The following is an 18,268-nucleotide window of genomic DNA, read 5'->3' on the forward strand; positions in this document are numbered from 1 at the left end:
GGCCAGAGCCGAAGCAAGGGCCAGAGCCGAAGCAAGGGCCAGAGCCGAAGCAAGGGCCAGAGCCGAAGCAAGGGCCAGAGCCGAAGCAAGGGCCAGAGCCGAAGCAAGGGCCGTCGGAGTAGCAACGTTGGAAGCAATGTTTGAGCGCTGCGTCCTTCTCCCGCTTGCGGGAGAAGGGCCCCGCAGGGGCGGATGAGGGGAGGTTTTTCGCGTGCCGGCAGGCGTGCGACTGCGATGCACTCCGTGTGGCTGCGTTGCTATCGCCGATCCTTGAAACTGGCCTGAGTGCTCAAGTCGAAGACAAGGCAGGGTGGCGCAGGTCAACTATTGGTAGTGGCGAGTTCCGGGCGTTGTGGCTCATGTTGCATTTGCAGCCGGAAAAGCCTTGAGCGCTGCCCACACCACTGGCTTTGCCCACTCCGGCACCTGCGCGAACTCTTCCTGGCTGACCGGGCAGAGAATCCGACCCTTGTCCATTTCCAGAACCAACAACGGCTCAACCAGGCCGTCGTGATCGGGCGGGCGGCTGTTGTCATACATGTGCAGCGTCGTCAGGTGCGGCAATAGTTCGATCAGGTTGAGGCGCGAGCTGTCGTAGCGTTGGCGGATCTTGTCTTCGGGAATATCGTGGCCGCCGGCTGCAACGCGTTCGGCCACGCGTTGCAGATGCAGCTCGATGCTTTCCAGGCCGCAGAACCAAACCGATACCTCATGCTGTTTGCAGGCTTCGTGCAATAGCTTGGGAATGGTGTTGGCGCCGAGTGTGGTTTCGAATGCGTAGTCACGATTGGACTGCATCGCCTCGCGCAGGCGGCGGGTACCTTCCTGCCATGCGGCTGCGTTGGCTTCTGCCAACGGCCAATCCCGTTCCACCAGTTGCCGGGTGAAGGCATCGGGGTTGAACCAGGTGGCGCCATCATGCGCCAGCATCATGCCCAGCAAGGAGCTTTTGCCCGCGCCGTTGACGCCGGCCAATACCAGGATGCGCGCCATCGATCAGCGCGACTGGCCCGGGGTGATCTTCAAGCCGCGGCGGGCGGGCCGGTCCAGGGCCCTGCGCAAGGCCGTGCCGTCATCGAGTACGGCAAGATGGGCATCGAACTCGGCCTGCAGTTGCTGGAGTGACTGCGCGCGCTGCGCTGCCGCCGACGCGCCGGACGCTTGTGCGACCAGCCGCTGGTATTCCTCGGCAGAGACCACCACCGCTTGCGGATGGTTGTGGTTGGTAACCACCACGGCCCCGCGTTTGGCGACTTTGCGCATCAGATCAGGCCAGCCTTTGGCTTTGACGTCACTGGCGGGCGTCTTTTCCAGATCCAGCAGGTTCAGTGACAGGTCCATTGCGGTTTCCGGGCTGTGTATTCGCAAAATATACCAAATTTCCCATTTTGGGTATTTTTGCCAAGAGTCGTTCATTGAACGTTCGTTTGCACGCCTGAAACGCAAACGCCCGGTGCAAGATGCACCGGGCGTTTGCTTGCGGCGTTGCGCGGTGAGGCGCGTCAGCTGCGTTGTGGATCAGGCGCCGCGCGGACCGCGGTTGCCGCCGCCAGGACGGCCGCCGCCACCTGGGCGGCCTGCGCCGCCGGGGCGGTTACCACCCGGACGCGGACCGCCAGAGGGACGACCACCCGGGCCGCCTGGGCCACGGTTGCCACCACTCGGGCGGCCGCCGGCCGGGCGTGCGCCGTAGGGGCTGTAGCCCGGGGTGGCGTGATCGGAGGGGAAGCTCGGGGCATTGCCCGGGTGACCGTACGGGTGCTTGCGCTGGCCCTGGCCTGCGCCCTGGCCGCCAGCGCCCTGCGGGCGACCCTGGCCGGGGCCGCCACGGCTGGCACCCAGGGCGCCGCCCGGACGCGGCTTGCCGTAGGGGCGAGCCTGGCCATCGGCGGCCGGACCACGGCCCGGACCACGATTGCCGCCCGGGCCGCGTGCTGCGCCGGGACCTGCATTGCGGTGGCCGCTCGGGCCGGTGCTGACACCGTCCGGCACGTACCAGGTGCGGAACGCGGCCGGGTTGCCGTCCGGCAGGCTGCGGTCGCCTGCGGGCTTGCGCTGCTTGAACGGCTTCTGCGACTGCTTGGCTGCGGCTTCGCCGCTGACCGTCAGGCCGCCCTTGTAGCCGCCGCTGTTGCCACGGCCGCGGCCGCCGCGGTCTTCGCGCACGTTGTCGAAGCGACGCAGTTCGCGGCCTTCATCGGCAGTGTTGTGGCCGTTGACGTAGGCATTGCCGCGGCCGCCATCGCGCGACACGCGCAGGGTGGTCTTGACCGCCTTGCGCTGGCCGATCACCGGCTGCAGGGTCAGTGCCGACGGGGTGCCTTCTTCCAGCTTCAGCTGGGCGCGCAGTGCGTCGACCTGCTGGGTGGTCAGTTCCACCGACTTGCCGCGCATCAGGTCGCGCGGCAGCTCGATCTTGCCGTAGCGGGTGCGCTTCAGGCGGCTGACCTGGCAGCCCTGCGATTCCCACAGGCGGCGCACTTCACGGTTGCGGCCTTCCTTGACGACCACGCGGAACCAGTCGTGCGAATCGGTGCCGCCAATGCGCTCGACTTCGTCGAACTTGGCGCCGCCATCTTCCAGCAGCACGCCGCGGCCAAGGCGCTCGACGATTTCGTCGGAGACCTTCTCTTCGCCTTCCGGCGCACGCACACGTACCACGTACTCGCGCTCGACTTCGAACGACGGGTGCATCATCGCGTTGGCGAGTTCACCGTCGGTGGTAGCCAGCAGCAAGCCGGTGGTGTTGATGTCGAGGCGGCCGATGGCGATCCAGCGTGCGCCCTTCAACGGCGGCAGCGCTTCGAATACGGTCGGGCGGCCTTCGGGATCGTCACGGGTGGTGACTTCGCCCTCGGGCTTGTTGTAGATCAGCACGCGCGACGGGTCGGTCAGCGCGCTGGCGACGAAGCTGCGACCGTCGAGGTCGATCTTGTCGCCGCTCTTGATCGACATGCCGGTTTTGGCGACTTCGCCGTTGACCTTGACCAGGCCATCGGCGATGCGCTGCTCCAGCGCACGGCGCGAGCCGAGGCCAGCCTGGGCCAGGACCTTGTGCAGGCGCTCTTCGAGCTTGGGCTGTTGGTCGGTGTCGGCTTCGCGCTTGAGCGAGAGCTTGTTCAACGAAGATTTACGCGGGGTGTCACTCATCTGTTTGGCTCCGGCCGGCGTTTTCCGCGTCGGCCTGTGGTTCGGAATCGGCTACATCAACAGCCACGGTCGTCGTCGCGACGGCGTTGTTTTCAGTTTTTTCCACTTCCGCCGCGCGCTCTCCCGGCGCGGCGTCGGGTTCGCCGGTGAAGGCGGTGTTGGATGCAGCTGCGTTCGAATCCGGGGATTCTGGCGTAGCTGCGGATGTGGGGACGCTGTCGTTGGCGGCATCCAGGCCTTGCGGCGAGGCGGCACCAGCGGCAAGCGGGGCAGCTGGTTGGCCGTCGCCATCCAGCGGTAGTTGCGGTTCCAGCTCGCCGATGTCGCGCAGTTCGGACAGCGGCGGAAGTTCGTCCAGGCGCTTGAGCCCGAAGTAGTCCAGGAAGCCCTTGGTGGTGCCGAACAAGGCGGGCTTGCCGGGCACGTCACGGTGGCCGATGACCCGGATCCACTCGCGCTCTTCCAGGGCCTGGATGATGTTGCTGCTTACTGCCACGCCGCGCACCTGTTCAATCTCGCCGCGGGTGATGGGTTGCCGATAGGCGATCAAGGCCAGGGTTTCCAGCGTGGCACGGGTATAACGGGTCTTGCGTTCGGTCCATAGCCGCGACACCCAGCCGTGCACTTCGCTGGTGATCTGGTAGCGGTAGCCCGAGGCCACCTCCGTCAGTTCCACGCCGCGTCCCGCGCAGCCTTCGCGCAGCAGTTCCAATGCCCGTTCGATGCTGCCCGGCGGTGCCGGCTCATCTTCGGGAAACAGCCCCTGCAGTTGCGCCAAGGTGACCGGCTGGCTGGAAGCAAGCAGGGCGCCTTCGACAATGCGGTTGATCAGCGGTTGATCCATGCGTTGGGTCGGTTACTCAGGCGGGAGTGTCAGCGTCATCGAACTCGCTGGAGAACTGCAGCGGTGCGTTGGTGTTGCCAGTGGCCAGGGACTTCACATAAATCGGGGCGAGCGGGGCTTCCTGCACGATGTCGAGCAGTTGCTCCTTGGCCAACTCCAGTACTGCAAGGAAGGTGACCAGGACGCCGAGCTTGCCTTCTTCGGCGGTGAACAGACTTTCAAAACGGTAAAACTTGTCGCCTTCCAGCAGTCCGAGCACATCGCCCATGCGCTGCCGCACACTCAGTGCCTCGCGCTTGATCGCGTGGCCGCTGAACAGCTCGGCGCGCTTGAGTACGTCATGCAGCGCCAGCAGCATTTCCTTCAATTCCACCGGCGGCGGAGTCTTGACCAGTACACGCTCGGGCACGAAGGCGTGCGCCAGGCTGGTGTCGCGGTCCTGCCGGGGCAGGCTGTCGATATCCTCGGCGGCCTGCTTGAAGCGTTCGTATTCCTGCAGACGGCGCACCAGCTCGGCGCGTGGATCTGCTTCTTCGCCTTCGATGCTGGGTGGGCGCGGCAACAACATGCGCGACTTCACTTCAGCAAGAATCGCCGCCATCACCAGGTATTCGGCCGCCAGTTCGAAGCGCAGCTCCTGCATGACATTGATGTATTCCACGTACTGCTTGGTGATCTCGGCGACCGGGATATCCAGGATGTCCAGGTTCTGCCGGCGGATCAGGTAAAGCAGTAGATCCAGCGGGCCCTCGAAGGCGTCGAGAATGACTTCCAGTGCATCCGGTGGAATGTACAGATCCTGTGGGATCTGCAGTACCGGTTGGCCATGCACCATCGCCAGCGGCATTTCCTGCTGCTGCGGTAAGGGATGCTGCGCTGGCGGGTTCGCGTCGTGCGCGAGTTCGGAAGTCATCAGGTCGACATTCGGGGTATTGCGAACCGGACGCGCCCCAGGTTCCCGCCCGGGAGCATTCCAGCCCATGTATTACGAGCTACTCGCGCTTGTTTGGCGCGCTTCCACACATGAACAACAAGGCGCGCCGCAGGATCAGCGGCAACGTCATTACGAGGAGGTCGTCTACGCGGTCCGGGAAGTGATGCGCTCCAGTGGTTGGGTGGCGGGCCTGACCCACTACCGCACCGGGCGGCTACTGGCCGACTGCGTGCAATGGACTAAAGAGTAATCGCCCGGGCAGGGCGGTGTCCAGCCTTGTGACGCTAGACTTGGCATCCTTCCATTCAGCAGACAAGCGGAGAAAGGCCAGTGTGGTACGTAATCGAGGGCTATGACGGAGAGGATGTGCTGGCAGCGCGGTTGCAGGCGCGGGCGGCACATCTGGCGCGGTTGCAGACATTGCTTGACCAGGGGCGACTGCTTTTGGCTGGTCCCTGTCCTGCAATTGACGCGGAAGACCCGGGCCCGGCAGGTTTCAGTGGCAGCGTGGTGATTGCCAGCTTTGAAGACCTTTCCGCCGCAAGGGCCTGGGCCGATGCCGACCCGTATGTAGCTGCAGGCGTCTATACGCGGGTGGACGTGCGCCCGTTCCGCAAGGTGCTGCCATGAGCCGGGTCGAGCGGATCCAGGCGGCCCTGCAGGCCGCCTTTGCGCCGCTGCAGCTGGAAGTGAAGGACGACAGTCACCGTCATGCCGGCCATGCCGGGGCCAGCGATGGACGTGGTCATTTCAAGGTCATGGTGGTCAGTGATGCCTTCGCCGGCAAGGCACCGCTTGCCAGGCATCGTGCGGTGTATGCCGCACTCGGCGGGATGATGGAGACGGATATCCACGCGTTGTCGATCAAGGCGTTGACGCCGCAGGAGCTGGGCGGGGCTGGCTGAACGGAATGGGGCATTGCAGGATTCCCGTGGAAGTGGTCGGGACAGATATTGTCCAGGCGGGTCAAGTTCAGCTAACGAACTGTTTACAGATGCGTTTGAAAACGTTTACAGTCCGCCCGACCCTGTACTGCGGTGGGTAGGCCAGTGGCGAAGTCGGCAATAACGATCAAGGATGTTGCCCGTGAGGCGAATGTCTCCGTCGCAACCGTGTCACGCGCCCTCAATGGCCATGACAATGTCGCCGCGCCGGTCCGCAAGCTGGTGCTGGAAGTGGCCAGCCGGCTGCGCTACACCCCGCACGCTGCGGCCCGCAGCCTGAGCAGCCGCAGCACCCAGACAGTCGGTGTGGTACTTCCCGACCTGTACGGTGAGTTTTTCTCCGAGTTGATGCGCGGCATCGACGGTGTGGCCAGCGCCCATCGCCGGCACCTGTTGGTGTCCAGCTACCACGGCGACCAGCAACAGCAAGGTTCGGTGCTGCAGGCCATGCGTGGGCGCGTTGACGGCTTGCTGGTCCTTTCGCCATACGCAGGTGACTCCGATTTCCTGGTCGACAATCTGCCGCCAGCGTTGCCAACGGTCTTGATCAACACGCCGTTGGCCACTGCGCAGTACCCGCTCTTCAGCATCGATGACCATGCCGGTGCGCTGAGCATGACCCGGCATCTGCTTGAAGGGGGGCACCGCCGCATCGCTTTCATCTGCGGGCCGGCACGTAATCACGATGCGCAGCAGCGCCTGCTCGGTTTCCGTGAGGCGATGGCGGCGTTCGATGGCGAGGTGGAAGCGATTGAGCTGCCTGGCAATTTCGATGAAGCCTCCGGTCATCAGGCCGGATTGGCATTGTTGGCAGGCGCTGCGCTGCCTGATGCGGTGTTTGCCGCCAACGACATGATGGCCCTGGGGTGCCTGTACGCGTTCTCGCAGGCGGGCATGAAAGTGCCTGGGCAGGTGGCGCTGGCTGGCTTTGATGACATCCCCTTGGCGCGCTTTGTTCACCCTGCTTTGACAACGATGCAGGTCAGCATCGCCGAGTTGGGCGAGCGGGCGATGCTGCAGTTGGTGCAGATGATCGATAGCGGGCAGGCGCAGACAGCGCCCGCCGTAACCCTGGTCCCAACCTTGGTCGTACGCGACTCCACTGCCGCGTGCGACCTCCCTTGACCCGGCGTTAGACCGGGATGGTTCCCCACACACACGTTCTTCGCGGCCTGGTGCCGCCGCCTTGGGAGAGGAAGAAGATGAAAAAGATTGCTGGTAATTTCACGCCTACCCGCAAGCTGCTCAGTAGCGCACTTGTTGGCTGCCTGCTTTTGGGTGCGGCACCTGCGTTCGCGCAGAGCACCAGTGCGACCATCCGTGGCCAGGTAATGGCAGACTCGAGCCCTGCCGCGCAGGCACAGGTCACCGCGACGAACACCGCGACCGGGCTGACCCGTAGCGTGCAAAGCACTGGCAATGGCACTTATTCTTTGGCCGGCCTGCCGCCGGGCACCTACAAGGTGGACGTCAATGCGGGCGGCAAGACCAGTAGCCAGAACATCACCGTACAGGTCGGTCAGACCGCCACGGTGAATCTGGGTGTGGGGGGTGTGGCGGAAACTGCCGGTGGTGCGGCGACCAACCTGGATGCAGTGCAGGTAACGGCGCAGGCAGTGGTGGAAACCAAGACATCGGAGGTGGCGACCTACCTCACTCAGAAGCAGCTGCAGGCATTGCCGCAGAACTCGCGCAACTTCCTGGCCTTCGCGGATATCGTACCGGGCGTCATGTTCAACACCGGTAACGAGGGTTCCACGTCGATCCGAAGTGGCGCCCAGTTGTCCAGTGGTGTCAACGTGTTCATCGATGGTGTCGGTCAGAAAGACTATGTGCTCAAGGGCGGCATTACCGGCCAGGATTCCAGTCGCGGCAACCCATTCCCTCAGCTGGGCATTGCCGAGTACAAAGTCGTCACTTCCAACTACAAGGCCGAGTACGACCAGTTGAGCAGTGCGGGCATCACGGCTGTCACTCGCTCGGGTACAAATGAATTTCACGGTGATTTTTTCTGGGACAACGTTGCCAGTGGCTGGGTGGCAGATACCATCCGCGAGAAGGATGGTCGCGACATCAAGGCTCGCACCCACGATGAACAGTACGGTGTTGCCTTGGGTGGTCCACTGATCAAGGACAAGCTGCACTTTTTCGTGACCTATGAAGCCAAGGACCGCAGTGACGCGCGGCAGGTTATCCCCGGCCGCCAGATTTCGGTCGAAGAGCTGCCCCAGCGCTTCCAGGACGAGGCCCGTTCCACGAACAACGCGCCGTTCAAGGAGGACCTGTACTTCGGTAAGTTGAGCTGGACTCCGGGTGACGCACATCTGGTCGAATTGACCATGAAGCGCCGTGAGGAAGATGAAGTCACTGGTATTGGTGGTGTCAACCTGGCGTCATACGGGACCCTGAAGACCGGCGAAGAAACACGCATCGACCTGCGCCACCAGTTCAATGCAGAGAATTGGATGAACGATGCTCATATCACCTATGAGGATGCCAGTTTCGCGCCGCGCCCGATAAACCTGGAGAATGGCTACAAGCTGTTCATTCCGCGTCGGGGCGAAGAGGCGCTGAACAACCCGACAATGGAAGAGGTCATCAATCGCGGCGGTGGTGGTGACTTCCAGGAAAAGTCGCAGAAAGGGTATTCGTTCCAGAATGACTTCACCTTCTTCGGGTGGGAAGGCCACACCGTCAAGGCCGGCATCAAGTACAAGGACATTGATCTTTCCGCCTTTGAACAGAGCCCATACTCGCCGCAGTTCCGCTATGACCTGAACCAGAGTCTGGATGTGCCCTATCTGGTGCAGTTCACGGCATCGGGCAATGGTTACCCGACGACAGTGGAATCCAGCGTCAAACAGTTTGGCATCTACATCCAGGATGATTGGGAGGTCAACGAACACCTCACCTTGAACCTTGGATTGCGCTGGGACTATGAAACCAACCCTGCATTCGAAGACCATGTCACGCCGGCCGGGCTGGTGTCCGCATTGCAGGCGTGGCCGAACATCAATAATTCAAATGTTGATTACGACTACAACAACTACATCAGCAACGGCCACAACCGCAGCGCATTCAAGGACGGCTGGCAGCCGCGCGTAGGCTTCTCGTACGACCTCAATGGCGACCAACGGCATGTGATCTTTGGTGGTGCGGGTCGTTCGTACAACCGCAACCAGTTCGACTACCTCTCGCTGGAAAAGTACCGCCTTGCGTTCCAACGCTACGAGTACCAGTTCAATACTCCCGGTCATGCTTGCACACCGGGGGCAGGCAGCAACTGTTACAACTTCGACCCGAGCATGTTTGATCCAGCCGTGTTGGCGCAGATGGCGGCAGCCAGTCCGAACAATGGAGCCGAAGTGTTCCTGCTCAACAACGATATCAAGACGCCTTACTCAGACCAGTTCAGCATTGGCATGCGCAATGCGTTCTCGATGCTGGGGCATGACTGGAACTCATCTGTAACCCTGATGCACGTGTTGAGTCACGACGGCATCCTCTGGACGATGGGTAACCGCTACCCCAACGGTGAGTATCGCAGCAATCCTGCAGTCAACTGGGGCGGCCAGCCGTGGGGTGAGCAGTTGCCGGGATGGGGCCGATTCTTCATTGGCAACAATGCCGTCGAGACCCGTCTGAACTCGCTGCTGTTGGCGTTGGACAAGCCTTACACCACTGAGTCCCACTGGGGTGTGAGCCTTGCCTATACCTACAGCGACGCCAAGGAGAATCGCAGTAATTCGGATACCTTCTCGTTTGACTATCCCAATCTGGATAGTGTTGCGTTCACCACTGCGCTGGGTATTCCAAAGCACCGGCTGGTGGCCACCGGTATCGTCGATTTTTGGGGTGTCACCGGTTCGGCGAAGTTGGTCTTGGAAAGCCCGAAGCCGGTTGAGGCGCTCAACTGCTACGCCAGCACCATCGCCGATGACTGCGCGTTCGATCCCTTCAAGCCCGACAAGAAGGTTGGCTACAAACAGTTGGATCTAGCACTTCAGAAGGAATGGGACACCGGTACGGATCTGAAGCTGCGGGTTCGTGGTGATGTGTTGAATGTCTTCAACTGGCGCAACGTGCTCTCATCGGAATACGCCAACTGGCGTGGCAATCGCGGTGTTGCCGATCCGAACTACGGTAACCGTACCGGTGATGCGATTGCACGCCCAACCCGCACCTTCAAGCTGTCGTTTGGCTTGACCTGGTGATTCGCGCCCCGGCTGGCCGTCGGCCGGCCGGGGGCTGTTGCAGATGTCGTACGTCGTGTTCTTTCTTGGAATTTCATGGATTTCGCCTTGAGCAAGTCACGTACCCCGCAGTTGTTGGCCTGTGTTCTCGCCGGTATGGGGCTGGCGTTGTTGGGAGGCTGTGGCAAGGCGCCGGAGCCGCCGATGCCGAAGGTATTGCCGCAGGTGATCCTGATCGAGGCGGACCTGCCGCCGCGGCCGATGAAGCCGGAACTGCCGCCATTGTTCGACGACATCGAGCGCCGCACTTTCCAGTTCTTCTGGGATACGACCAACGAACAGAACGGGCTGACGCCTGATCGCTATCCGTCGCGGCCGTTTGCCAGCATCGCTTCGGTGGGCTTCGCACTGACGTCGTATCCGATCGGCATCGAGAACGGCTGGGTCAGTCGCAACCAGGCAGTGGAGCGCACTCTGGTCACGCTGAAGTTCTTCCGTGACCTGCCCAGTGGCCCGCAACGCACCGGCAAGGGCGGTTACAAGGGTTTCTACTACCACTTCCTCGACATGCAGCAGGGCCGCCGCTATGACAGTTGGGTGGAGCTCTCCAGCGTGGACACCGCACTGTTGTTGATGGGCGTGCTGTTTGCACAGAGTTATTACGACCAGGACGATCCGCGCGAGAAGGAGATCCGGCAGATTGCCGACACGATCTACAAGCGCACGGACTGGCAATGGCTGCAACGCAACAAGCCGCTGGTGTCGATGGGCTGGTTCCCGGAGAGCGGCTTCATCCAGCACGATTGGATGGGCTACAACGAAGCGATGATGCTCTACATACTGGCGCTGGGGTCGCCGACGCATCCGGTCGAGCCCGATGCGTGGACGGTGTGGACGCGTACCTACGACAACGATTGGGGTGTGTACCAAGGGCAGGAATACCTGTCGTTCGGGCCTTTGTTCGGCCACCAGTACAGCCATGTCTGGATCGACTTCCGCGATATCCAGGACCCGTACATGCGTGAGCGTGGCATCGACTATTTCCTCAATAGCCGTCGCGCGACCCTGGCCCAGCGCGAGTACGCGATTGAGAACCCGATGCAGTGGAAGGACTACAGCGCCAATGTCTGGGGCTTGACCGCTGGTGACGGGCCGCAGAACACCACCCAGGAATACAAGGGTGAGCAGCGCCAGTTCCGCCATTACTCGGCACGTGGCGCGGGTCTGCGCGAGAACTTCGATGACGGCACCATCGTGCCGTCAGCAGCCATTTCCTCGTTGCCGTTCGCGCCGGAAGTCGTGATCCCGGCAACGGTGGAAATGCACAAGCGCTACGGCGACTACCTGTACTCCAGCTATGGCTTCCTGGATTCCTTCAACCCCAGCTTCGGCTACGACATTCCGCTCAAGACCGGGCGTCTGATTCCGGAGCGCGGTTGGGTGGCCAGCGATTACATCGCCATTGATCAGGGGCCGATCCTGGCCGGCATCGCCAATTACCGTGATGAGTTCGTGTGGGAGGTAATGAAGAAGAATCCGTACATCCGCAAGGGTTTGGAGCGGGCCGGGTTCACTGGCGGCTGGTTGGCACCGGAAGACAGCTTCCAGCCACTGCAGAAGGACGAACAGGCAGCATCGGCGCGGGCCGCAGGGATTGCCGAGTCGCGCGCTGCGGCAGCGGCCGGGCAGAAGGCAGCCAGTGAGCAGCCGGCAGCGCCTGCGGCCAAGAAGCCGTGATGTGCGACCAATGATCCGCGCGCTGGCCATCGTGTTGTTGGTGCTGCTCGCAGGCTGTGCCAAGCCCGAGCAGGGCACTACCTTGCGGTTCTGGGCGATGGGTCGCGAGGCCGAGGTAGTTGGTGAGCTGGTGCGCGAGTTCGAGGCGGAGAACCCGGGCATTCGTGTCGATGTACAGAACATTCCGTGGACCGCAGCGCACGAGAAGTTGTTGACGGCGTATGCGGCTGACGGACTTCCCGATGTCTGCCAGCTGGGCAATACCTGGATCGCCGAATTCGCGACCTTGCAGTCACTGACGCCGCTGCAGCCACTGGTCGATAGGTCCACTGTCATCGATCAGTCCGACTACTTCGCCGGTATCTGGGATACCAATGTCATCGATGGTCAGCTGGTCGGTATCCCGTGGTACGTGGACACGCGCCTGCTGTTCTATCGCAAGGATCTGCTGCGCCAGGCCGGCTACTCGCAGCCGCCGAAGACCTGGGCTGAATGGGAGCAGATGAACGCAGCGCTGAAGAAGGTCATGGGCGTGCGTGGCTACCCGGTGCTGATGCCCTTGAACGAGTTCGAACCGCAGCTGTCGTTCGCGCTGCAGCAGGAGGATTCCCTGCTGCGCGATGGTGATACCCGCGGCAACTTCCGCAGCCCCGGTTTCCGTCGCACGCTGGCCTTCTACGACAACATGTTCGAGCAGGGTTGGGCGCCGAAGATGTCCGAGACCCAGATTTCGAACGTATGGGATGAATTCTTCCGCGGCTTCACCGCGTTCTATCTCTCGGGCCCGTGGAACATCCGCGAGTTCCGCCAGCGCCAGCCACCTGGCCTGGAAGGCGAATGGGGCGCCACGCCCTTGCCCGGTCCGGACGGGCTTGGTGCGGGCATTGCCGGTGGCACCAGCCTGGTGGTGTTCCGTTCCTCGCAGAAGAAAGAGGCGGCGTGGAAGCTGATCGAGTTCCTGTCGCGGCCGGCGATCCAGCAGCGCTTCTACAAGATCATTGGTGACCTGCCGCCGCGCCGCAGCGCCTGGCAGTCGCCGGAGTTGCAGGACGATCCGTTGACAGCTGCGTTTGCTGACCAGCTGGAACGCGTCAAACCCACGCCCAAGGTGTTGGAGTGGGAGCGCATTGCCCAGCAGATGCGGGTGGTGACCGAGCAGGTGGTGCGCGGCGGCTTGCCGCAGGACAAGGCGGTCGAGCAGCTGGACCAGCAAGTGAATGACATCCTCGCCAAGCGCCGTTGGATCGCCGAGCAGCAGGCCGGCGCAGCTGCGAAGGCGGCGCCATGAAACGCGGCTCACTGGCTGGTTGGGTCTTTGCCGCACCGGCGCTGATCGTGATCGGCGTGTTCTTTGGTCTGCCTGTGTTGTCGGCGCTGGCCTTGAGCCTGACCGACTTCGATCTCTATGCCTTGGCTGACCCGCACAACCTGCGCTTCAACGGACTGGGCAATTACATCGACCTGCTGCAGACACCGATGTTCTGGAAGTCGCTGGGCAATACCGCCTACTTCGTGGTGGCTGGTGTGCCCTTGTCGATAGGTGTTTCGCTGGGTGCCGCGCTGCTGCTCAACGCCCCAGCCGCGCGCTTCAAGGCGCTGTTCCGCACCGCCTTGTTCGCGCCGGTGGTGACCACACTGGTGGCGGTGGCGGTGATCTGGCGTTATCTGTTCCACACCCGCTACGGGCTGGTGAACTGGGGATTGGGCCAGGTAGGTATCAATCCGATCGATTGGCTGGGCGACCCGAACTGGGCAATGCCAACCATCATCGGCTTCGCGGTGTGGAAGAACTTCGGCTACAACATGGTGATCTTCCTGGCCGGCCTGCAGGCAATCCCCAAGGACCTGTACGAGGCGGCGCGCATTGATGGCGCCTCGCGCTGGCAGCAGTTCCTGCATATCACCTTGCCGATGCTGGGGCCGGTGCTGTTGGTGGTCGGTGTGATCACCGTGTCTGGTTACTTCCAGCTGTTCGCTGAGCCCTATGTGATGACGCGTGGCGATCCGCTGCAAAGTACCGTGAGTGTGCTCTATTTCATGTTCGAGGAAGGCTTCAAGTGGTGGAACCTGGGGCGCGCCTCGGCCGTGGCCTTCCTGTTGTTCCTGATCATCCTGGCGGTGACCACGCTGATGTTGCGCTTCGGCAAGCGCAGGGAGCTGGTATGAGCCGCGTAGGTATAAGCCGGGAGATTGGGCAGTCGCGTTGGCATGCGTGGTGGGTGAACGGTGGGTTGTTGCTGCTGGCCGTGATCAGCCTGGCACCGCTGGCGTGGATGCTGTCGGTGTCGTTCATGCCCAGCGGGCAGGCATCGCATTTCCCGCCACCGTTGCTGCCAGCGCACACCACGTTGGCCAACTACCAGGCCTTGTTCGCCCGCACCGGCATGGGCAACAACTTCATCAACAGCCTGTTGGTGTCGGTTGGAATCACGTTGGGGTCGTTGTTGTTCAACACCCTGGCTGGCTATGCCTTTGCCAAACTGCGTTTTGCCGGCCGCGAGCGGCTGTTCCAGATGTTGCTGGCTGCATTGGTGATTCCGGCGCAGGTGGCGATGCTGCCGCTGTTCCTGCTGATGAAGCAGATGGGCTTGGTGAACACCTTCGGTGGCGTGGTGATTCCAGCCTTGGCCAGCGTGTTCGGCATCTTCCTGGTACGCCAGTACGCGCGCTCGATTCCCGATGAACTGCTGGAAGCGGCGCGCATCGATGGCGCCAGCGAGGCACGGATCTTCTTCCAGATCGTGCTGCCGATGCTCAAGCCGGTGCTGGTGACCTTGGCGATCTTCACCTTCATGGGTGCATGGAACGATTTCATGTGGCCCTTGATCGTGTTGACCGACCAGGAGCACTACACCTTGCCGGTGGCACTGGCCAGTTTGTCGCGCGAGCACATCATGGATGTGGAAATGATGATGGCCGGCGCGGTGGTCACGGTGTTGCCGGTGCTGTTGTTGTTTCTGGTGTTGCAGCGTTACTACATCCAGGGCCTGTTGCTGGGCAGCGTCAAGGGCTGACGCGCCGCGGCCCGCAAGCAGGCTGTGGCGTTGCACTTCCAAACGAAACAAACCGCCGCGAATGGCGTTGAATTTTGCGAAAATCCAGCAGGTTTTGCTGGTGGTAAATCGGGATCCTGCTGATGAATATGCGTTTTGTGATCGGTCTGCTGAGCTTGTTGCTGGCATGGGTGCAGCCGGCCAGTGCTGCAGTGCTCGCCAAGTTCGACGATATCGGTGCGTGGCAGCTGATCACCTCGCCGCAGGTCAGCGGTTCGCTGCGTCCAGTGGCCGGCAACAGCGGGCGTGCGTTGTGCCTGGACTATGACTTCCATGAGGTCTCCGGCTACGTCGGCATCCGCCGTCCGTTGGATGTGACCTGGCCGGAGAACTACCAGCTGTCCTTCGACCTGCGCGGGGATTCGCCGGCCAACGACCTGCAGTTCAAGCTGGTCGATGCCAGTGGCGACAATGTCTGGTGGGTCAATCGTCCGGGTTTCAACTTCCCGAAGAGCTGGACCCGCATCAGCTACCGCAAGCGGCATATCGAAAAAGCCTGGGGCCCGGACCAGGACAAGACCCTGCGTCGCAGTGCGGCAGTGGAGTTCACCATTTACAGCAAGGTCGGCGGCCGCGGCACGGTCTGTTTCGACCAGCTGACCCTGCAGCCGCTGCCGAAGGAAGATACTTCGGCGCTGACCACCACGGTGATCGCCGATACCGCCACGGCGCTGCAGCAGCGCATCGCCGACGGCAAACCGGACACGTTGTGGATCAGCGGCGGGGTCAAGCAGCAGACAGTCAGCCTGGACCTGGGCAAGGTGCGTGAGTTCGGTGGTGCGGTCGTGCAATGGGCGCCTGGCCTGGAGGCAAGCCGCTACGTGGTGCGTGCATCTGCCGATGGGCGTGACTGGAAGATGCTGCGCGAAGTGACCCGTGGCAGCGGTGGCAAGGATTGGCTGGCATTGCCGGAGACCGAGGCGCGCTACCTGCGCTTCGATCTGGTCGATGGCCCGAATTGGCGCTATGGCATCCGCGACATCAGCCTCAAGCCGCTGTCGTTTGCCAATACCCCGAATGATTTCATCCGCTCCGTCGCTGCCGATCTGCCGCGTGGTTCCTTGCCGCGTGGCTTCAGCGGCGAGCAACCGTACTGGACCATCCTTGGCCTGGACGGCGGTCGCGAGCAGGCCCTGATCAGCGAGGACGGCGCGCTGGAGGCGATGAAAGGCGGCTTCAGCATCGAGCCGTTCGTCGTGCTCGATGGCAAGGTGATCGGGTGGGCGGAGGTGAAGTCCAGCCAGAGTCTGCAGGACGGCTATCTGCCCATGCCGTCGGTGGCGTGGGAGCACGATCACTTCGGTTTGAATGTCACTGGCTTCGTGCAGGGGCGGCCGGACCAGGCGCAGCTGGTGGCACGCTATGAGCTGCACAACACCGACAAGGTCGCGCACGAGTATCGTTTGGCGCTTGCGGTGCGGCCGTTCCAGGTCAATCCGCCCAGCCAGTTCCTCAACACCGTCGGTGGCGTCAGCCGCATCGACAATCTCGCAGTGCGGACCGGGCAGATAAGCGTCAACGGCCAGCCGCGCGTGTATACTTCGCTTCCCGCCGATGCGGGCTTTGCCAGCAGCTTCGACAGCAAGTTGGCTGTCACCCACCTGGCTGACAAGGACTTGCCGATCACGCAGGAGGTCCGCGATGCCACCGGGTTGGCATCGGGCGCCTTGGTCTACAACTGGAAGCTGGAGCCGGGACAACGCCGGGAGGTGGTGTTGGTGTTGCCGCAGACCGGCAACTGGCAGATGCCGGCCAGTTTCGATGCCGACAAGGCGCAGCAGCAGGTCGCAGCGATGTGGCGGCAGAAGCTTGATCAGCTCAAGCTGCGCGTGCCGGAGGCGGGCCAACCGTTGGCCAATACGCTGCGCACCGCACTCGCACATATGCTGATCTCGCGGGTTGGGCCGAGCCTGCAGCCGGGCACGCGTTCCTACGCACGCAGCTGGATCCGCGACGGCGCGATGATCTCTGAAGGCCTGTTGCGGATGGGGCGCGCCGATGCGGTACGCCAGTACGTGGATTGGTATGCGCCATATCAGTTCGAGAGCGGCATGGTGCCGTGCTGCGTGGATGCACGCGGCAGCGATCCGGTGCCGGAGAACGACAGCCACGGTGAGTTGATCTACACCATCGCCGAGTACTGGCGGCATACTGGCGATACTGCCTTCCTGCAGCAGATGTGGCCGCGTGTGCAGATGGCATGGAACTACATGGAACAGCTGCGGCTGAGTGAGCGCACGGAAGAAAACCGTGCGCGCAATGCCGGCTTCTACGGCATGATGCCGGCCTCGATCAGCCACGAAGGCTATTCGGCCAAGCCGGTGCATTCGTACTGGGACAACTTCTGGGCGTTGCGCGGTTACAAGGACGCTGCGGACATGGCGGTAGCGCTGGGACTGGAAGCCGAAGCGCTGGCGATGGTTGCATCACGTGATCAGTTCCGTCAGGACCTGGACGAGTCGCTGCGCGCTGCCATGGCCGCGCACAAGATCGACTACCTGCCTGGTTCGGTGGAGCTGGGGGACTTCGATGCCACCTCCACCACGATTGCGTTGGCGCCAGGCGGCGAGCAGGGCAGGTTGCCGCAGCCTGCCTTGGACATTACTTTCGAGCGTTACTGGCAACACTTCGTCGAACGTCGTGACGGCATGCGTCAATGGAAGGATTACACGCCGTACGAATGGCGCAACGTGAGCGCCTTCGTGCGCCTGGGTTGGCGTGCACGGGCCTGGGAAGCCACCGAATTCTTCTTCAAGGACCGTGCACCGCCGGCATGGAATCAATGGGCCGAGGTGGTGTCTTCTACCCCGCGCCAGCCGTTCTTTGTCGGCGATCTTCCCCATGCCTGGGTGGCATCCGATTTCGTACGCTCGGCCTTGGACATGTTCGCCTACGAGCGTGATGTAGATGGGCCGATCGTGCTGGCGGCAGGTGTCCCCACCAGCTGGTTGACCGGCAAGGGCATCGCCATTGAGGATTTGAATACCTCGCACGGGGAGTTGAGTTACTCGCTGCAGCGCAGTGACAAGCAGTTGACCTTGCAGGTATCCGAAGGACTGCGTTTGCCGGCGGCGGGGCTGTTGCTGCAATGGCCTTATGAGGGCTCACCCGGTGATGCGACCATCAATGGCGAACCGGCACAGTGGCTGGGCAATGAGCTGCATATCGGCAGCCTGCCGGTGAAGGTCGAAATCGAGATTCCCGCCGAGCTGCGCCGCAGCGAGCGCAGCAAACGTTGATGAGTAAAAACTGCGCCTCGAACACCGAGGCGCAGGCCAGTCGACGAGAGGGAGAGGAAGAACTTCCGTCGGATCTGAGAAAACAAACGCGCCAAGCTTCCTGTGCCCTGCTGTAGTGCCGAGCCATGCTCGGCAGGGGCATTCCCGAAAACGCCTGTAGGAGCGGCGTAAGCC

15 protein-coding genes are annotated in these 18,268 nt (G+C 62.3%); 10 read left to right on the forward strand and 5 right to left on the reverse strand.

The features are described from left to right. Window positions 1-357: 357 nt before the first annotated feature. The 5 genes from QMX78_RS13055 to QMX78_RS13075 form a co-directional block, all read right to left on the reverse strand. On the reverse strand, window positions 358-993 hold the full coding sequence (locus tag QMX78_RS13055; RefSeq protein ID WP_282270211.1) for a hypothetical protein: 636 nt from the start codon (window positions 991-993) through the stop codon (window positions 358-360). Between the two features lie 3 nt (window positions 994-996). Continuing rightward, entirely contained in the window at window positions 997-1,341 is a 345-nt protein-coding gene (locus tag QMX78_RS13060; RefSeq protein WP_282270213.1) for a type II toxin-antitoxin system prevent-host-death family antitoxin, read from the reverse strand. Between the two features lie 177 nt (window positions 1,342-1,518). After that, the gene (locus QMX78_RS13065) at window positions 1,519-3,150 is read right to left on the reverse strand and encodes a pseudouridine synthase (protein ID WP_282270215.1); all 1,632 of its coding nucleotides are present in this window, start codon (window positions 3,148-3,150) and stop codon (window positions 1,519-1,521) included. Then, window positions 3,143-3,994 carry an SMC-Scp complex subunit ScpB gene (gene scpB / locus QMX78_RS13070; RefSeq protein WP_282270217.1) on the reverse strand — a complete coding sequence of 284 codons (852 nt, stop codon included), beginning with the start codon at window positions 3,992-3,994 and terminating at the stop codon, window positions 3,143-3,145. Before scpB ends, QMX78_RS13065 begins: the two co-directional genes overlap by 8 nt. Window positions 3,995-4,010: 16 nt before the next feature. Further along, window positions 4,011-4,907, reverse strand: a complete 897-nt coding sequence (locus QMX78_RS13075; RefSeq protein WP_282270218.1) for a ScpA family protein — start codon at window positions 4,905-4,907, stop codon at window positions 4,011-4,013. A gap of 67 nt (window positions 4,908-4,974) precedes the next feature. On the opposite strand from QMX78_RS13075, the gene QMX78_RS13080 reads away from it, so the two are divergent. The 10 genes from QMX78_RS13080 to QMX78_RS13125 all read left to right on the forward strand — a co-directional run bounded on the left by QMX78_RS13080 (window position 4,975) and on the right by QMX78_RS13125 (window position 18,094). Then, window positions 4,975-5,178, forward strand: a complete 204-nt coding sequence (locus tag QMX78_RS13080) for a hypothetical protein (protein ID WP_282270220.1) — start codon at window positions 4,975-4,977, stop codon at window positions 5,176-5,178. 80 nt (window positions 5,179-5,258) lie between these two features. Then, window positions 5,259-5,558 carry a YciI family protein gene (locus QMX78_RS13085; RefSeq protein WP_282270223.1) on the forward strand — a complete coding sequence of 100 codons (300 nt, stop codon included), beginning with the start codon at window positions 5,259-5,261 and terminating at the stop codon, window positions 5,556-5,558. Beyond that, window positions 5,555-5,833, forward strand: a complete 279-nt coding sequence (locus QMX78_RS13090; protein WP_282270225.1) for a BolA family protein — start codon at window positions 5,555-5,557, stop codon at window positions 5,831-5,833. Before QMX78_RS13085 ends, QMX78_RS13090 begins: the two co-directional genes overlap by 4 nt. Before the next feature lie 144 nt (window positions 5,834-5,977). Continuing rightward, on the forward strand, window positions 5,978-6,997 hold the full coding sequence (locus QMX78_RS13095; protein ID WP_282270226.1) for a LacI family DNA-binding transcriptional regulator: 1,020 nt from the start codon (window positions 5,978-5,980) through the stop codon (window positions 6,995-6,997). A gap of 77 nt (window positions 6,998-7,074) precedes the next feature. After that, window positions 7,075-10,086, forward strand: coding sequence for a TonB-dependent receptor (locus QMX78_RS13100; RefSeq protein ID WP_282270228.1), 3,012 nt, complete (start codon window positions 7,075-7,077; stop codon window positions 10,084-10,086). 183 nt (window positions 10,087-10,269) lie between these two features. Continuing rightward, complete coding sequence (locus QMX78_RS13105; RefSeq protein WP_282270236.1) at window positions 10,270-11,802, forward strand: glucoamylase family protein; 1,533 nt, start codon at window positions 10,270-10,272, stop codon at window positions 11,800-11,802. Window positions 11,803-11,812: 10 nt separating this feature from the next. Beyond that, window positions 11,813-13,090 (forward strand): sugar ABC transporter substrate-binding protein, encoded by a 1,278-nt coding sequence (locus QMX78_RS13110; RefSeq protein ID WP_282270230.1) that lies wholly within the window; start codon window positions 11,813-11,815, stop codon window positions 13,088-13,090. Then, the gene (locus tag QMX78_RS13115; protein WP_282270232.1) at window positions 13,087-13,968 is read left to right on the forward strand and encodes a sugar ABC transporter permease; all 882 of its coding nucleotides are present in this window, start codon (window positions 13,087-13,089) and stop codon (window positions 13,966-13,968) included. Before QMX78_RS13110 ends, QMX78_RS13115 begins: the two co-directional genes overlap by 4 nt. A gap of 11 nt (window positions 13,969-13,979) precedes the next feature. Further along, a complete protein-coding gene (locus QMX78_RS13120; protein ID WP_282270238.1) occupies window positions 13,980-14,816 on the forward strand; it encodes a carbohydrate ABC transporter permease in 837 nt (278 codons plus the stop codon). Between the two features lie 122 nt (window positions 14,817-14,938). Beyond that, window positions 14,939-18,094, forward strand: coding sequence for a discoidin domain-containing protein (locus QMX78_RS13125; RefSeq protein WP_282270234.1), 3,156 nt, complete (start codon window positions 14,939-14,941; stop codon window positions 18,092-18,094). The last annotated feature ends 174 nt before the right edge of the window (window positions 18,095-18,268 follow it).

This window comes from Stenotrophomonas sp. PS02298 (assembly GCF_029959445.1).
GTDB lineage: Bacteria > Pseudomonadota > Gammaproteobacteria > Xanthomonadales > Xanthomonadaceae > Stenotrophomonas.

Excerpts from the sequence above, each read along its gene's own strand:
- QMX78_RS13055 (WP_282270211.1), bottom strand. The coding sequence starts at position 993 with ATGGCGCGCATCCTGGTATTGGCCGGCGTCAACGGCGCGGGCAAAAGC.
- QMX78_RS13060 (WP_282270213.1), bottom strand. The coding sequence starts at position 1,341 with ATGGACCTGTCACTGAACCTGCTGGATCTGGAAAAGACGCCCGCCAGT.
- QMX78_RS13065 (WP_282270215.1), bottom strand. The coding sequence starts at position 3,150 with ATGAGTGACACCCCGCGTAAATCTTCGTTGAACAAGCTCTCGCTCAAG.
- scpB (WP_282270217.1), bottom strand. The coding sequence starts at position 3,994 with ATGGATCAACCGCTGATCAACCGCATTGTCGAAGGCGCCCTGCTTGCT.
- QMX78_RS13075 (WP_282270218.1), bottom strand. The coding sequence starts at position 4,907 with ATGACTTCCGAACTCGCGCACGACGCGAACCCGCCAGCGCAGCATCCC.
- QMX78_RS13080 (WP_282270220.1), top strand. The coding sequence starts at position 4,975 with ATGTATTACGAGCTACTCGCGCTTGTTTGGCGCGCTTCCACACATGAA.
- QMX78_RS13090 (WP_282270225.1), top strand. The coding sequence starts at position 5,555 with ATGAGCCGGGTCGAGCGGATCCAGGCGGCCCTGCAGGCCGCCTTTGCG.
- QMX78_RS13100 (WP_282270228.1), top strand. The coding sequence starts at position 7,075 with ATGAAAAAGATTGCTGGTAATTTCACGCCTACCCGCAAGCTGCTCAGT.
- QMX78_RS13105 (WP_282270236.1), top strand. The coding sequence starts at position 10,270 with ATGCCGAAGGTATTGCCGCAGGTGATCCTGATCGAGGCGGACCTGCCG.
- QMX78_RS13110 (WP_282270230.1), top strand. The coding sequence starts at position 11,813 with ATGATCCGCGCGCTGGCCATCGTGTTGTTGGTGCTGCTCGCAGGCTGT.
- QMX78_RS13115 (WP_282270232.1), top strand. The coding sequence starts at position 13,087 with ATGAAACGCGGCTCACTGGCTGGTTGGGTCTTTGCCGCACCGGCGCTG.
- QMX78_RS13125 (WP_282270234.1), top strand. The coding sequence starts at position 14,939 with ATGAATATGCGTTTTGTGATCGGTCTGCTGAGCTTGTTGCTGGCATGG.